9 protein-coding genes are annotated in these 17,935 nt (G+C 44.3%); 7 read left to right on the forward strand and 2 right to left on the reverse strand.

All coding sequences use genetic code 11. From position 1 onward, the window contains the following. The first annotated feature begins 3 nt into the window (after window positions 1–3). Window positions 4–771: an acyl-ACP--UDP-N-acetylglucosamine O-acyltransferase gene (lpxA, locus tag DW182_RS17080; RefSeq protein WP_118296280.1), complete on the forward strand. Its 768-nt coding sequence runs from the start codon at window positions 4–6 to the stop codon at window positions 769–771. 82 nt (window positions 772–853) lie between these two features. Then, window positions 854–1,705, forward strand: a complete 852-nt coding sequence (locus DW182_RS17085; RefSeq protein ID WP_118296281.1) for a DNA/RNA non-specific endonuclease — start codon at window positions 854–856, stop codon at window positions 1,703–1,705. On the opposite strand, the gene DW182_RS17090 is transcribed toward DW182_RS17085, so the two are convergent. Together DW182_RS17090 and DW182_RS17095 are read right to left on the reverse strand one after the other, a co-directional pair. After that, window positions 1,706–2,461 (reverse strand): carbohydrate-binding family 9-like protein, encoded by a 756-nt coding sequence (locus DW182_RS17090; RefSeq protein WP_118296282.1) that lies wholly within the window; start codon window positions 2,459–2,461, stop codon window positions 1,706–1,708. It lies immediately after the preceding gene. 80 nt (window positions 2,462–2,541) lie between these two features. Next, window positions 2,542–3,624, reverse strand: a complete 1,083-nt coding sequence (locus DW182_RS17095; RefSeq protein WP_118296283.1) for a phosphotransferase enzyme family protein — start codon at window positions 3,622–3,624, stop codon at window positions 2,542–2,544. Between the two features lie 197 nt (window positions 3,625–3,821). On the opposite strand from DW182_RS17095, the gene DW182_RS17100 reads away from it, so the two are divergent. The 5 genes from DW182_RS17100 to DW182_RS17120 all read left to right on the forward strand — a co-directional run bounded on the left by DW182_RS17100 (window position 3,822) and on the right by DW182_RS17120 (window position 17,705). Further along, complete coding sequence (locus DW182_RS17100) at window positions 3,822–7,895, forward strand: two-component regulator propeller domain-containing protein (protein WP_118296284.1); 4,074 nt, start codon at window positions 3,822–3,824, stop codon at window positions 7,893–7,895. A 270-nt stretch (window positions 7,896–8,165) separates the two neighbouring features. Beyond that, the gene (locus DW182_RS17105) at window positions 8,166–9,725 is read left to right on the forward strand and encodes a sulfatase-like hydrolase/transferase (RefSeq protein ID WP_118296285.1); all 1,560 of its coding nucleotides are present in this window, start codon (window positions 8,166–8,168) and stop codon (window positions 9,723–9,725) included. Window positions 9,726–9,890: 165 nt separating this feature from the next. Then, window positions 9,891–13,070, forward strand: a complete 3,180-nt coding sequence (locus DW182_RS17110) for a TonB-dependent receptor (RefSeq protein ID WP_118296286.1) — start codon at window positions 9,891–9,893, stop codon at window positions 13,068–13,070. Window positions 13,071–13,093: 23 nt separating this feature from the next. Then, on the forward strand, window positions 13,094–14,674 hold the full coding sequence (locus tag DW182_RS17115) for a RagB/SusD family nutrient uptake outer membrane protein (protein WP_118296287.1): 1,581 nt from the start codon (window positions 13,094–13,096) through the stop codon (window positions 14,672–14,674). Between the two features lie 130 nt (window positions 14,675–14,804). Continuing rightward, window positions 14,805–17,705, forward strand: a complete 2,901-nt coding sequence (locus tag DW182_RS17120; RefSeq protein ID WP_118296288.1) for a chondroitinase family polysaccharide lyase — start codon at window positions 14,805–14,807, stop codon at window positions 17,703–17,705. The last annotated feature ends 230 nt before the right edge of the window (window positions 17,706–17,935 follow it).

Consider the following 17,935-nt stretch of genomic DNA (forward strand, 5'->3'; position numbering starts at 1 on the left):
ACTATGATAAGTCCATTAGCATTTGTAGATCCTGCCGCAAAGCTCGGCAAGAATGTAACGGTCCAGCCTTTTGCATATATCGAAGGCGATGTAGAAATTGGAGATGACTGTATTATCATGTCCGGTGCACGTATCCTCAACGGTACGCGTATGGGGCAAAAGAATAAAGTGCATCATGGCGCCGTACTCGGTACCACCCCACAGGATTTCCACTATACGGGTGAGAAAAGTCTGCTAATTATCGGTGACCAGAACGACATTCGCGAAAATGTAGTTGTGAGCCGCGCTACACATGAAGGAGATGCTACACGTATCGGGAACGAGAACTTTCTGATGGACGGTGTACACCTTTGCCATGACGTGCAAATAGGTAATCATTGTGTATTAGGACTTAAGACTATCGTAGCCGGCGATTGCCGTATCAGTGACTTTACCATTCTAAGTAGTAACGTCATTTTGCAACAGAAATGCCACATCGGAAGCTGGGTATTGATCCAGTCAGGATGCCGCATTGCGAAGGACGTTCCACCATATGTTATCATGAATGGTAACCCGGCAGAATATCATGGTATCAATGCAGTTGTACTGCAACACAAGCATCAGGTAACAGACCGCATTCTGCGTCATATCGTAAATGCTTACCGATTGATTTATCAAGGTAACTTCAGTATACATGATGCTTTGCAAAAGATTGAAGACCAGGTGCCGATGAGTGACGAAATACACAATATCCTTAACTTCGTGCGGGATTCTAAAGGGATTGTGAAATAAAGGAATACTCCTTATTCAGAAGGCGGTCGGGTTTACTCGTCCGCCTTTTTTGTTATCTTTGCACCACTTTACCCATTCAATTATGAGAAAGAAGAAGAAAAAACAAACGAATAGCAAGAAACAACTGTCGTTCCTGATTGTCCTGATCCTATGCGGCATCATCACCGCTTATCAGACAACGAACTCCAAAGAAAAGAATACTGCCCCTGAACAGACAGAAGGCACCGTTCAGAATGCTCCCCAAAATTCCGATATATACATCAAGCAAACCACTGCCCCAGGCACCCCCGAAATACTGCTGCAACGCACCGGATACCTCGTATCCTATAACTCCAATATCCGCATTGCCAACTGGGTAGCCTGGAAACTGACTCCCGAACGTTTAAAAGAAAATACCGAGCGAATCAATAACTTCCGTCCCGACCCCGACCTGCCCAAAAGTAAAGCCGTCACCACGCAAGACTATAAAGGTAGTGGCTGGGACCGTGGGCACCTTTGTCCGGCAGGTGACAACAAATGGGACCGTGAAGCCATGATAGAAAGTTTCTACATGACCAACATCTGCCCCCAACACCACAACCTAAACCGGGGTGACTGGAATGAACTGGAACAAAAATGCCGCAAGTGGGTGAAAAAAGACAGTTGTCTTTACATTGTAGCCGGTCCTGTCTTCTATGACCGGAAGCCACAGACCATAGGCGAGCATAAAGTGGCCGTACCGGATGCTTTCTTTAAAGTGATACTTTCTCTGTACAAGAAACCGAAAGCCATCGGCTTTATCTATAAAAATAATGAGGGGAACAATCCGCTGGACTCTTATGTAAACACTGTGGACGAAGTGGAACGGATTACAGGGATAGACTTCTTCCCCGCCCTTCCCGATGATATAGAAAAGGCGGTAGAAGCAAGCTATAATTTGAAAGACTGGAAATAGTTACTCAAAATTCAATGTACCGAAGAATTCGGGACAGTGGAAATTAGGTTTTTCCAGATTAATGGGATTCCATGAGAGGAAATGAGGCGTTTGTAATTTATCACCGCATTTGTAGAAATTGGCACGAACCGTCTTTCCTTCAAGACTGGTGATCTGATGCTTGAAAAAAGCAGAGTATGGAATAACCAATGCCAGTTCCCAGTTACACTCTCCCACACGTTCCTCAAAAGAATGGCGTCCCAAAGAAGACCAGCGTTGCACTTTGTCCATTACTTCTTGCGGGGCATGTTCACGGTTCTCACGTCCGGCACCGGCACCAACCAGGAGAGTTCCGGCACAGTTACATTCCACATTATAATAAATTCCATCCCCTGCGGGGATAGAAAAGAACTCTACGCAAGCATCTTCCCATACTGCACCATTATCTCCGGCAGCTACAGCACGCACACTGGCTTCTTTTACTTTGTAGTGAACCCAAATCGCATCATCCGTATGAGCTATACGGAACTGCACCTCCGGCTGATAAGGGAATGCTTTCCAATTCACCGTATTGATCGACTGAAAAGCCACCTTTTCTTTATCCAACAAAGCAGGAATGTTCTCTACTGCTACATTAGACAGACTTACTTTTTTTACATTCAACTCTTTCATTTCTTTCTTTTGGGGGTTAGTTGCAGACAAAGGATAAAAACAGAGCAGAGCTACTAACAAGACTACTGATTTCAATACCAAGCATGCAGGGATTCTTTTACTCATATTTTACAAGTTACAAGCTACGAGCTACAAATGGCTGCGCTACGTACCGAAAGGCACTCATAGCTTGTAGCCCGTAACTATTATAATGACGACTTTATAAACTCCTGCATTTCCGGTGTATGTTCTTCCACACTCTGCAACAGTTTGAATTGCGCTTTTGTACGTACAAGGTTGTGTTCCGGATATTTAATCTTATAATAAGTATCACCATTAATATAATCCGCCAGGAAACGAACGCATTGCATATAGGGAAATAATGCAGCTGCATACGGCAGGTTCTCAACCTCTATCGGAAGCAGGAAGACTTTCGCAGATTCCAGATAACCTTTTGCAAACGCCTTGAATATCTCCATATTGAAATTCACATTATCCAGATTCTCATCATCCTCGGCACCTGTATTGGCTGCAGAACGAAGGAAATCGCCGAAATCAGAAAAGATAAAGTTAGGCATCACCGTATCAAGATCAATGACGCAGAGCACCTTACCCTCTTCATCAAACATCATATTATTCACCTTTGTATCGCAATGACATACACGTTTTGGCAATTTGCCTTCGTGATGCAAGCGTTCACCTTTGCACATCTCCTCTGCACGTTTTTCTATCTCATCCAGATAGTACTGCACTTCTTTCACCCGGCCAACCGCATCCGCAGCCACCGCATCACGAAGTTGTTTCAGACGGAACTCCATATTGTGAAAATCAGGAATAGTCTCTCCCAGTTCATCAGGAATATCTGCAAGCATTGCCTGGAAATTACCAAAAGCTACACCGGCATAATAAGAATATTCTGCATCCACCATCTCATAAGTCTTTGCATTAGGAATGAATGTCATGATACGCCAATAGTTTTCACCATCGTACCAATACGTTTTTCCGGTATCAGCAGGAATAAAAGAGAGCACTTTACGATCTATATCATCCGCACCTTTTTCCACAAGCTTTTTACGGATATGCCGGGTTACGGCTTCAATGTTCGCCTGTAACATCTCCACATTCTGGAAAATAGCATGGTTCACACGTTGCAATACATAGTCGGGGGCATCTGCTTCAAGAGTAGTCACTTTATACGTGTCGTTAATCAGCCCGCTGCCTAAAGGCTGGATTTCATTAACTGTACCCTTCGTATTAAAATGGGATACAATGGATTGAAGGTTGTTCATGATATTCTATATATAGATTTAAAATTAGTATGCAAATATACGTCTTCCTCATCAATGAAAAAGTCCAAATTCGTCCGACAAACGCCCAAAATTATACATTTCAATAGACATAACCATAAAAATCAGATAATAAACTCCCCCCTTTAAGCAAAACGTCTTATATTTGTGTTTGAAACCTTAAAAATACCGGAGGAGAAGTGCAAAAGTTTATCAGAACGCTGTTTCTTGTCTTAGTAAGCATAGCTACAGCAAACCTACACAGCCAGAATATTACTTTCAATCATCTGACAACCGATGACGGTTTATCTCAGTTTAGCGTCAACAGCTTGTACATTGACGAGAACGGTATCTTGTGGATTGGTACGCGCGAAGGTTTGAACCGCTACAATGGTAATGATATACAAACCTATAAACTGAGCAAAAACGACCCTTACAGCCTTTTCTGCAATACCGTGTTGCGCATGGCAGGTGACCAAAACGGTAAAATCTATCTGCTCTGTACCGAAGGCATTGCCCAGTTCGATCTGACTACACAACGTTTTACGACTCTCCTTCAAGGTAGTATTAACAGCATCTATTATAAAAACGGACTGTTCATCGGGAAAAAGAATGAGATTTACCGCTACAATGAACAAACTGATAACTTCGACCTCTACTATCAGATGGCGGGAGAAAACATCGAGATCTCCTGCATGTTCGAGGATAAAGGACACATGTGGATAGGAACCACCAGCGAAGGAGTCTTCAACCTGAAAATAGACGGACATCAAGTCACCCACCCCATTGAAAAAGGAAACATTACCAGCATCTACCAGGATAGTTCAGGTGAATTGTGGATAGGCAGCTGGGAGAAAGGACTCTTCCGGATAAAAACAGACGGAACTATCAAGAACCTGCGAAATGACCCGAAGAATCCGCACAGTATATCTTCCGATTTCGTAAGAGCTTGTTGCGAAGATAATCTTGGCAATATCTGGATAGGAACCTTCAACGGCCTGAACCGCTATAATAAGACAACAGGACTTTTCCAGAACCATACTTCCAACGACATGCAGAACGAAGGTCTAACCCACTCTTCCATCTGGTGCATCGTAAAGGATAATCAGGGAACACTATGGTTGGGCACTTACTTTGGTGGCGTCAATTACTTCAATCCTGAATATGAAATCTACACCCGGTATAAAGCCTCCAGAAATGAGAAAGAGGGTCTGAGTAGTCCTGTAGTAGGGCGTACCATTGAAGATAAGAACGGTAACTTATGGATCGGTACAGAAGGTGGCGGACTCAATTTCTATAACCGCCGCACACGTGAGTTCAAATGGTATATTGCCGGAAAGGGGCACAATAGTATCTCCCACAGCAATGTAAAAGCCCTCTATTACGATCCTGCCAAAGAAATCATCTGGATTGGTACTCATCTCGGTGGACTGAACAAGCTCGATATCCGTACAGGAGCATTCACCCATTATCTCATGGAAGAAGGTAATCCGGAAACGCTTCCATCAAACATTGTTCGTGATATAACACCTTATCATGACCAGTTAATTGTCGCCACCCAGAATGGCGTATGTTTATTTGATCCCCATAGCGGAAAATGTCGGCAACTCTTCAAAGACACCAAAGAAGGACGCAAAATAACCATGGTGGCCGATGTAGAAGTAGATAACAATGGCACACTCTGGATTGCCGCCACGGGCGAAGGTATCTTCTCCTACCGTTTCGATACCAACAAGCTGGCCAATTACCGGCACGACGTGGCACAACCGCACAGCCTCAGCAACAACAATGTGAACAACATCATGCAAGATAATAAGGGTAATCTCTGGTTTTCCACTTCAGGAAGCGGACTCGACCTGTATCGCCCTGCCAGCAATGACTTCGAGAATTTCGACAAAGACAAGAACGGACTCATCAGCGATTGCATCTACGATACGCAGGAATCCCCTGTCAGCGGCAAACTGATACTTATCACCAATCAGGGGTTCTCCATTTTCGACCAGAAAACAGAGAAGTTCCAGAACTATAGTGTAGAGAACGGCTTCCCGTTAACGGCAGTCAATGAAAATGCACTGTGTGTAACGCGAGATGGCGAAGTATTCCTCGGCGGTACACAGGGTATGCTTTCGTTCAATGAGCTGGAACTTAACTTTACTCCAAAGCCATACAAGATTATCCTTTCCCGCCTCATCGTAAACGGCTCCGAAGTAAAAGTCAGCGATGAAACAGGCATTTTGACGCAATCCTTATGCCATACCCAAGAGATCACCCTGAACGCAAACCAGACCATGTTCAGCATTGAATTTGCCACTTCCAACTACGTGGCAGCCAATAAAGATGAAATTATTTACAAACTGGAAGGCTTCTCCGACGACTGGAACAGTACGCGTGGCCAGCCCATCATCACTTATACGAACCTGAATGCCGGAACGTACAACCTGCTGATTAAGCCCAAAGGGAAAGAAGAATCCCTTTGCCCACAGGTGCATCTGACTATTCACGTATTGCCTCCTTACTACAAAACCCCACTTGCCTATCTTATTTATCTGATAGTGACTGCTATCCTTTTATGGTATCTTGTAAGAACGTACAAATCGAGAATCAAACTACGTGAATCGTTGAAATATGAGCAAAAGCACATACAAGATGTAGAAGCCTTGAACCAGTCCAAGTTACGCTTCTTCACCAACATCTCACACGAATTCCGCACCCCGCTTACCCTTATCGTGTCGCAAGTGGAAACCCTGATGCAGTTACAAAACTTCACACCCACTATTTATAATAAGATATTGAGTATTTACCAGAATAGTATCCAGTTGCGCGAATTGATTACCGAACTCCTCGACTTCCGTAAACAGGAACAAGGACATATGAAGGTAAAAGTCAGTCCGCACAATATTGTGCATTTCCTCTATGAGAACTACCTTATTTTTATGGAATATGCCAGCAGCAAGCAGATCAATTTCAAATTCGAGAAAGATAGCGAAAGCCTTGAAGTATGGTACGACCAGAAACAGATGCAGAAAGTTATAAACAACCTCCTGTCCAATGCCATCAAGCACACCCAGGCAGAAGATACCATAACCCTTAGCATCACCACCGAAGGTAACGAAGCCGTCATCCGTGTGACTGATACCGGTAGCGGCATCGACGCCAAAGAGATAGATAAGATATTCGACCGCTTCTATCAGACGGAACAAATGAATAGCCTTACCACCGGCGTTGGCACCGGCATCGGATTGGCTCTGACCAAAGGAATTGTCGAACTGCACCACGGCACTATCAAGGTAGAAAGCGAACTCGGCAAAGGTAGCAGCTTCATCATTCGTCTCCATCTTGGAAATGCCCATTTCAGCCAGGAAGAAATCAGTAAGAAAACCGAAGCCGTGCAACAAATAGAGCAGACACAAATTTCTGAAATCGATGCTTCACTCAAAGCAGAGTTGGAAGAGAATGCTCCGATAAAACGCATGTCCGACGTTAAAATGGTTATCGTAGAAGACAACGCCCCCATCCGTGAAATGCTGGAGAATATCTTCCGCCCATTCTATCAGGTACTGACTGCCGCAGACGGAGAAGAAGGTCTGGAGCTGGTACAGAAGGAAATGCCAAACATCGTAGTAAGCGACGTGGTTATGCCTAAGATGTCCGGTACCGAGCTATGTAAACAGATCAAGAACGACTTCAACACCTGCCACATTCCGGTAGTGCTGCTTACAGCCCGGACTGCCGTAGAACAAAATATCGAGGGTCTACGCATTGGCGCAGATGATTACATCACCAAACCTTTCAACACGAACTTGCTGATTTCCCGTTGCAACAACCTGGTAAACTCACGTATCCTCCTACAAGAGAAGTTCAGCAAGCAACCGCAAGCCTATGCCCAGATGCTGGCAACGAACCCGATAGATAAGGAAATCCTGGATCGTGCTATCAGCATCATTGAAAAGAATCTGGATAATACGGAATTCAATGTCAATATCTTCGCCCGTGAAATGGCAATGGCCCGTACCAACCTGTTCACCAAGCTGAAGGCCATCACCGGACAAACACCGAATGATTTCATCCTGACCATTCGCCTGAAGAAAGGTGCCTTGATGTTACGGAACAATCCGGAACTGAACATTACCGAAATCTCAGACAAGATCGGATTCAGCTCTTCCCGCTACTTCTCAAAGTGTTTCAAGGATGTATACCATGTAAGTCCGTTGGCTTATCGCAAAGGAGAGGATGCGGATACAGGCAGCAAGGATGAAGAAGACGAAGAAGGTTAATAAGCCGTATTAACCTTCTCATCTTTCTCACCATGGTGAGAATCTTTTCTCATCAAACAGAGAATCTATTCTCATCGTATTGAGAAAAAACTCTCACCCTGTTGAGAAAAGGTTCTCTATAAGGAGAGAATATCTTCTTCTGTTGTATATTCCAGCGTTCTCATTAGCATTATGTACATTTTCGTCCTTCCCTTGTATTCCCTTATACACTCAATTCCGGAAAAGCCACTACCTTTGACCTCAGAAATAACAATCTAAAGTCAAAGAGCTATGAAACATTTTTCTCCTTTATGGTCCCTTCTTCCGGGCGCAGCCCTGATAGCCGGATGCGGAAATCCGTCGAAGAAAGAAGCAGCCGACACTACCCGTCAGAAACCTAATGTTATCTACCTGATTGCCGACGACCTGGGTATCGGTGACCTGAGTTGCTATGGCGCCACTAAAATAAGTACCCCCAATATCGACCGCCTTGCCGGACAAGGTGTACAGTTCACTAATGCCTATGCCACTTCTTCCACCAGTACCCCTTCCCGCTTCGGTCTGCTGACAGGTATGTATCCCTGGCGACAGGAAAATACAGGAATCGCCCCCGGCAACTCCGAGCTTATTATTGATACAGCTTGTGTCACCATGGCTGACATGTTTAAGGCAGAAGGATATGCTACCGGAGCCGTTGGTAAATGGCATCTGGGACTTGGCCCTAAAGGAGGTACAGACTTCAACCATCTTATCAAGCCGAATACCCAAGATATAGGATTTGATTACGAATACATCATTCCCGCCACAGTAGATCGTGTGCCCTGTGTATTCGTAGAGAACGGACACGTTGTAGGTTTAGATCCCAACGACCCCATTACCGTCAATTACAACCATAAAGTAGGTGACTGGCCTACCGGACTGGAAAATCCCGAACTCGTAAAACTGAAACCCAGCCAGGGGCATAATAATACAATCGTAAACGGTATTCCCCGTATCGGCTGGATGACCGGTGGAAAATCGGCTCTTTGGGTAGATGAAGACATTGCAGATGTCATCACCGGTAAAGCCAAAGACTTTATCATAAAACATAAAGACGAACCTTTCTTCATGTATATGGGTACACAAGACGTACACGTTCCTCGCGTACCTCATGCCCGTTTTGCCGGCAAGAGCGGCATGGGAACCCGTGGCGACGTAATCCTGCAACTGGATTGGACTGTAGGCGAGATTATGAATACTCTGGATAGTCTGAACCTTGCAGATAATACCATCTTTGTGTTCTGTAGCGATAATGGTCCCGTTATTGACGACGGCTATCAGGATCAGGCTTTCGAATTGCTGAACGGCCATACTCCTATGAAACAATACCGTGGCGGTAAGTATAGTGCTTATGAAGCCGGAACGCGTATTCCCTTCATTGTACGTTGGCCTGCTGGTATTCAGCCTTGCAAACAACAAGCTTTGTTCTCTATGATCGACGTGTATGCCTCCTTGGCTACCTTACTGAACCATCCACTTACCCCCACAACCGTCGCTCCCGACAGCCGTGACCAACTGTCTACTTTCTTAGGGAAAGATAATACCGGATGTGATTATGTAGTACAGCAGAATCTGAATAATACCTTATCAATTATTCAAGGAACATGGAAATACATCGAACCGAGCGATAAGCCCGCCACCGAATATTGGACGAAGATGGAATTAGGAAATAATCCCGAACCCCAACTGTACAATATTTCCATCGATCCATCGGAAAAAGACAATGTTGCAGCAATGCATCCGGAGAAGGTAAAAGAACTTTCAGCATTACTAGAGCAGGTGAAAGCTGGTAAGAACCAAGGGATAAGGTAAGGAATCGTACAGAACAGGTCTTCTCTATCGAGAATGTACAAATTCGTACTTTTTGCGAACTATTAGCGAAAGTCGCCTTCTATCCAATCACATACATTTGCATTGTGATTCGAGTCGTTTAACGAGAAAGAACAACCTTTTTAATAACTAATTAATTTAATATTTATGAAACAGAAAGTAACCTTAATTCTATTGGCAACTTTTCTCTGCTGCGTATTAGGCGTACAAGCACAGACAGGTAGCCAAGTTACAGGTAAAGTTGTTGATGCTATGGGAGAACTTCCCGGAGTCAGCGTCGTTGTAAAAGGAACTACTAACGGAACTATCACTACACTCGACGGTAGTTTTAAACTGGACAATGTTAAATCCTCTGATATCCTGCAATTCTCTTTTGTAGGTTATAAAACTCAAGAAATTAAAGTTGGAAACCAAAAGACTTTCAATGTTACTCTGCAAGAAGATGCGCAGGCATTGGATGAGGTAGTCGTTGTGGCTGTTGGTTATGGTGACGTAAAACGTCGCGACTTAACCGGAGCTATCGGTAAGGCTAATATGAGCGACTTGACCAAAACCCCTATCAACAACGTAGCAGAAACACTGGGCGGACGTATCGCCGGTGTACAGGTATCTTCTACAGATGGTGGTCTGGGCGACAACTTCAATATCGTAATCCGTGGCGCCGGTTCTTTGACTCAGAGTACTGCTCCGCTATACGTTATCGACGGTTTCCCAAGTGAGACTTCCGGAATGAGCGCCCTCAACCCGAACGATATTGAATCCATCGACGTATTGAAAGATGCTTCTGCAACAGCGATCTACGGTTCTCGTGGTGCCAATGGTGTTGTTATCATCACAACCAAGAAGGGTAAAGCCGGAAAAGCTACTCTTACTTATAATGGTAGTGTCAGCGTAAGCAAGGTTAAGAACACAATGGATATGATGAACGGTTACGACTTCGTCAACCTGCAAAAGGAAATCATGGAAGGAAACACCAAAGAAGTAGATGGAGAAAAAGTGGATGAGTTTGCTTACTACTATCTGAAAGATGGTATCACTCTCGATGATTATAAAAACTTCAAGAGCTATGATTGGCAGGACGAAGTTTATCGTACAGCTATCAGCCACAACCACTATGTAGGTTTAAGTGGTGGCAGCGATAAAATGGACTACTCTGCATCACTCTCTTACAGCAACCAACAGGGTGTCATCATCAACTCTGACCTCTCTCGTTACCAGGGCCGTTTTAACTTCAACCAAAGAATCAATAAGAGCATAAAGATCAATGCAAATGCAAACTTTGCAAGCAACGTGCAGAACGGTCCCAATCCTTCCACCGCAGAAACGACAGTATCCAACTCACTGATGTATAGCGTATGGGGTTATCGTCCGGTTTCTCCTTCCGGTTCCGATCTTCTGGCCGAACTGTACGATAGCGATGTGGACATGAGTAATGACTACCGTTTCAACCCGGTACTCTCTGCAAAGAATGAGTTCCGTCGTACCACAACCAACCATCTGCAAGCTAACTTAGGCGTAGAATGGGAAATCATCAAGAACCTGAAGTTTAAAACTACTGCCGGATATACCGGTCGTGACATCAAAAGAGAAGAATTCAACGGAAGCCAAACCAGTACCGGTAATACGCATCCGTCCAATACACGAAGCAAAGGTATCAATGCATTCCTGAGACAACAGGAGACAAGAAACTACCTGAACGAAAATACATTGTCATATGTATATGCCAAGAACGACCATAACCTGAATGCTTTGGTGGGTGCCACTTTCCAGAAATATACAAGTTACCTCAGCAGCATCACCCAGGAACAGATTACAAACGAGGCTTTCGGTATGTCCGGTATCGGTAAAGGTTCTGCTACTCCGGTTGTAACGGCATCACAAGGCGAAAATGCCATGATATCTTATCTGGGACGTATCAACTACAACTATGCATCCAAGTATTATGTTACAGCATCTATGCGTACCGATGGTTCTTCCAAGTTCTCTCCGGACAATCGTTGGGGCTATTTCCCATCGGCTTCATTAGCTTGGGCTTTCGGACGCGAAAAGTTTGTTTCCAATCCACTGCCTTGGTTGTCTAATGGTAAATTGCGCGTAAGCTGGGGTCTCACAGGTAACAACCGTATCGGTGACTTCGACTACATGGCACAATTGGTGACTAGCTCTAATGTGTACAAGTATCCTTGGGACAGTTCTTTCTATCCCGGTTATGTATTAGGCTCTATGGCCAACGAAAAACTGAAATGGGAAACAACCGAGCAATATGACCTTGGTTTGGATTTAGGCTTCTTTGACGGACGCATCAACGTGACGATGGACTACTACATCAAAACTACCAAAGACCTGTTGTTGGGCGCAGACGTTCCGGCAAGCTCCGGTTACTCCAGTGCTACACTGAATGTTGGTAAGTTGCGTAATAAAGGTTTTGAGCTCACTCTGGAAACCATAAACATCAAAGAAAAGAACTTCACATGGACCTCTAACTTCAACATTGCCTTCAACAGTAATAAGATTGTAGAGCTCAACGATGGACAGGATGATATGATCAGCTTCGTCAATTGGGATAATAAATACAGAACAATGCCTGCTTACATCAGCAAGAAAGGTGATGCAGCCGGAAGTATGTATGGTTTCATCTATGATGGCACTTACAAGTATGAAGACTTCAACACTTCGGTAGATGCAAACGGAAAGACCGTCTACACACTGAAAGATGACGTAGTTCGTATCTCGGATGCCGCACAACCGGGTGACCCGAAATACAAAAAGCTGAGCGACAAGGACGGTAATTTAATTACTGATGCCGACCGTACAATTATTGGTAACGGACAACCCAAGCACACGGGTGGTTTCAGCAATAACTTCATTTACAAGAACTGGGATCTCAACATCTTCCTGCAATGGAGCTATGGTAACGACATTTTGAATGCCAACCGTATGGTGTTTGAAAACCCGCAAGCTAAGAAGAATACGAATATGTTCGCCTCTTATACAAACCGTTGGAGCGCTGAGAATCCCACCAGCAACATGCCGCGTGCAAGAGCTATCGGTGCAGAATATTACAGTTCTCTGTATGTGGAAGACGGTTCGTTCCTGAAGTTAAAGACCATTTCACTGGGCTACAACTTCACGCCTAACACTTTGCGTTCTTTGGGTATCAGTGCAGCCAGACTCTTTATTTCGGCAGAGAATATAGCTACCATTACAGGTTATTCCGGTTCCGACCCTGAGGTTTCTACGCGTAACAGTGTATTGACCCCCGGTTTCGACTGGTCCGCTTATCCACGTTCATTCAACGCTTCACTCGGTGTTAACATAACCTTCTAATCACCTAAAATCAAGAAACTAATATGAAAAGTATCAAGAATATCTTCAAAAAAGCCTGCATCCTAGCAATAGTTGCTTCTATGGCGGGTTGTGACATGCTCGACACCAAGCCTTACGACTTTGTAGCGCCCGAAACATTCTATAAAAATGAAACTGACTGTACAATGGCACTGGCCGGCGTATACTGGACAATGGCAGCAGAGCATGTATATGGAAACCGTTACTCCTGTATGCTGTCCAATACCGATGACTTGAGCTATTACTATCGTGCAAACCAGACCAATGCAGTAGTTGCTAATTCACACAATACAGGTAATACTGATTTATGGTATACATGGGAATCTCTTTACTCAGGCATCAACAATGCCAATGTACTGCTCGATAATATAGATGCAGCCAGCATCTCTGACAATAATGTGAAAACACGTATTAAGGGAGAAGCTAAATTCCTGCGTGCTTACTACCACTTCTTACTGGTGCAAGGTTGGTATGAAGTGCCTATCCGCAAAGAAACAGTAAAAGATATCACCGTCAGCAGTCTGGAGGCTACCCCCCACGCCGAAGCACTCGACTGGATCATTCAGGAAATGGAAGACTGCCTCGATATGGTAGATAACAGTAGCTATGATCAGTCTCCTTCTCATGTAAAGAAAACTGTAGTAGAAGGTATTCTGGCCCGCGTATGTTTGTGGCGTGCAGGCGAACCATCAAAAGGTGGAAAGCCATATTATGAAAAAGCTGCCAAGTATGCTAAAGCAGTATACGACTCTAAAAAACATAAGCTGAACCCGGATGTATATGCCATGTGGAAAGCCTTAGCTTCCGACAAATATGAGACTACATACAATGAAAGCATGTGGGAAGTAGAATTTGTTGGAACACGTGACGACGGTAGTTATACTGAAAGCCGTATCGGTAATGTAATCGGCAACCTTCAGGAAAACTCTGCAGGAATAGGCGCCGGTTATACGTATGCATTCTATGCCGGTAGTTTGATTCTGTGGGATTTGTATGATGCAAAAGATGCTCGCCGCGATCTTGCTATGGCACCTTACAAACTCAATAACAAAGATGTACAGGTTGCTTGGAAAGATAATCAGATTGTAGACCGTCGTTGTGGCAAATACCGTCGTGAATGGGAGAGCAGCAGCCCTAAGCATAAGAACTATACTCAAGAGAACTATTGTCTCCTGCGTTATGCTGATGTACTGCTTATGCTCGCTGAAGCTGAAAACGAAGCAAACCAAGGCCCTACAGTATTAGCTTACACATGTATCAACGAAGTACGTAAACGTGCAGGAATTGACGAAGTGAAAGATTTGTCATACGGTGACTTCCAGAAATTGATCCGTGATGAACGCGGTCGTGAACTTTGCTTTGAGTCTCTTCGCAAGTACGACCTGGTACGTTGGGGCATTTACTACAAGGCTATCAAAGAGAATTTGGGAGCAGCAGTCAATGACGCACGTTGGTCTACTGCCAACAATGCCAAAGGAGCGGCTCAGTATGTAAGTAATACAACTGAAAAGAACCAGTTCCTTCCTATCCCCACCAAGGAACTGGGTGTAAACACCAAATTGGAACAAAACAAATATTGGAAATAATCATTTAATTACACAGAACTTCTAACCTTAAAATGAAATCAAATAGACCTTAATCAATTTGATATGTGTGGAGGAGAGTGACCGTGAGGTTCCTCTCCTCTTTTATAACTTTTAAAAAACAATATACCTTATGACCAGAAAACACTTGCTATTCACCCTTGCGTTGCTATGCAGCCAAGTATCTTTTGCTCAATTCATAGGTTTTGAGACAGAAATCCCCAAAGAGTTTACAACAGCCGATAAGGGAAAAATCGCCCTGTCCACCCGGTATTATAAAGAAGGGAAACAAAGCCTGGAATGGGATTTCCATTCCGGTTCCAAACTCAATGTTTCTCTGGAACAGCTTCTCACCCTTGATGAACAAATGGAAAATTCATACGGAATAACTTTATGGATTTATAATGAAGTCCCCCAGCAAGATTCCATTCGTTTTGAGTTCCTTTCCCCCCAAGGAGATGTGTCTTATTGGTTCAGTTTTCAGTTGGCATCGGCTGGCTGGCGCGCTTGCTGGATTGGCTTCCAACACATGAAAGGAAATAAACAAAACAAAGAAATAGCAAGTTATCGCCTGATAGCCCCTGAACGAAAAGGCCGCATATTTCTGGACCGTTTGACTTTCCCTGTGAAAAAGATGAACGACCGTACTACCCCCGACTTGCAAATACCTTACAATAACTCCCTTTCCTATCGTGACCTGTGGCATTGGTGCCGGGTTTGGCAATGGGAACAATATAAGTATGATATCCCACTACCTGCCACCCTCACTCAAGCAGAAAAAGAGGAACTGTGCACAGTGGAACAACGGTTGACCACCGCCCTCGATATTCAAAAAGCACCGAAAGAAGCAGTCTCCAAAGCATACGATGTTTTTCAGAAAACCAATATTCAGCGCTCCGGAACAGGATTCACAGGTGCTCCTATCCTGACTCCCGATGAACTGGACCGTTCTAAAGGAGAAATATCCTGGAATGACTTGGAAACAATGCTCTCCGGATTCGCTTACGATGCTTATTACAATCATTCCGAATCTTCCCGTCAGAATTACTTCACTGTCTGGGAGTTCGCCATCAATCAGGGATTCTCTTTCGGTAGCGGAATGGGAACCAATCATCATTACGGCTATCAAGTACGGAAAATATATACTACAGCCTGGTTAATGCGCGACGCTATCTGGAAGACTCCCAACCGGGATAATATCTTGTCTACCCTCATTTTCTGGTCTGCCTTGCAAGAAACCCGTCGGCCTTATCAATACGGCAGAGATGAATTGCTGGACAGTTGGCATACTCTTTTAATGGCTAAAACAGTTTCAGCACTGCTGTTCACTGACGAGCGGGAACGAGTACGCGCACTGAAAGGCCTTTCCCGTTGGGTATCCTCTTCTCTTCAATACACTCCGGGCACTATCGGAGGCATCAAAGTAGACGGAACCACTTTTCACCATGGCGGTTTCTATCCGGCCTATACCACAGGTGTGTTAGCCATGGTAGGACAATTCATCTCCTTAACCAATAAAACGGTCTATGAACCTACCGAAGAAGCCCGTCAAGTACTGAAATCCGCCTTTATTGCCATGCGTAACTACTCCAACAAATATGAGTGGGGAGTTGGCATCAGCGGACGACATCCTTTCGGCGGCTCGATGAAAGCGGATGATGTAGCTGCTTTTGCTTATCTTGCCTTGTCAGGAGACTTATCAGGAGAAGGTAATGCCTTCGATCATCATCTGGCAGCAGACTATCTACGGCTTTGTGAAAAGGATACCCCCGAAGCGCGTTACTTCAAAACGCAAGGTATCACTCCCGCCTCTGCCCCACAAGGATTTTTTGTATATAACTATGGGGCGGCAGGTATTTTCCGGAGAAGCGATTGGATGGTAACCTTAAAAGGGTATACCACTGACGTCTGGGGATCTGAGATTTACCGGAAAGATAACCGCTACGGACGTTATCAGAGTTATGGTTCCGTCCAGATTATGGGATACCCCTCACGCCTTTCCAGCGGTTACGATGAGAACGGTTGGGATTGGAATCGCCTACCGGGAACTACAACCATCCACTTACCATTCGAATTGCTGGATAGCCCGCTACCGGGAACTACCATGGCACATTCCAAAGAAAATTTCTCAGGCAGTAGTTCACTGGAAGGGAAAAACGGCATGTTTGTTACGAAACTGATGGAACGTGAACTGAAAAACTTCACCCCGGATTTCGTAGCCCGCAAATCAGTCTTCTGTTTTGAAAACAGGATGATCTGTTTAGGAACAGGTATTCATAACAGCAATAATGAATATCCAACCGAAACAACTCTCTTCCAGAGTACATTCCAAAAAGGAAAAAGCACCATCCTCGTTAACGGAGAAGAAGAAAAAGAGATTGGCTTCAAAAAGAAACTTTCCGGTACTACTGAAAAGTTACTTTCCATCCGGGACGGTTACAATAACCATTATTTCGTGAAAGACGGTAATGTACAAATACAGATCACAAAACAAGAATCCCGTCATGAAAAAACACGCGCTGTAACACAGGGCACTTTCGCTTCAGCATGGATTGAACATGGAAAAGCCCCTAAAAATGGAACGTATGAATACCTCGTATGGATACAGCCAACCGATCAGGAATTAAAAAACTATGAGGCTGCGCAAACATACGAAGTATTACAACGGAATGACAGTGCACATATCGTACACGACCGATTAACTGATATTACCGCCTATGCTGTCTTCGAAACCTATCGCTCGCAACGGGATAGCCTGCTTAGTCTTATTCCGGCAGAAACGATGGTTATGTATAGGAGGGACAAAGCGAATTTCATTATGAGCGTTTGCGATCCCAACCTAAATATTGAGGAAAAGGCATATACCACCAAAAATCCCAGCCGCGTTCTTGAAAAGAGACTGGAATTAAAAGGAAAATGGAAAATCAGTACGCCCAATGAAAAAGTAACCCTGACAGCAGACGGAAAGAATACCATTCTCACTGTTCATTGCCAACATGGACAACCTGTAGAATTCAGCCTACAGCAAAATTGAGAATCACGAAAGAATATTTGTAGTAATTACTCGGCTACATACCTGAGCCAGACTTGAGCTATACTTAGACCAGACTTGCTCCGTACATTCTCCACTCAGAGGTACCTCTACACGGAGAAAGTATGGGATTGGTACGGAGCAAGTATGGCTCAAGTATAGTTCAGGTATGATTTTAATGAACATGGTTATTCCGCTAAAATAGTTACCTTTGCAGAAATATTGAATAACTG

Source organism: Bacteroides sp. AM16-24 (assembly GCF_003471885.1).
In the GTDB taxonomy this organism is placed as follows: domain Bacteria; phylum Bacteroidota; class Bacteroidia; order Bacteroidales; family Bacteroidaceae; genus Bacteroides.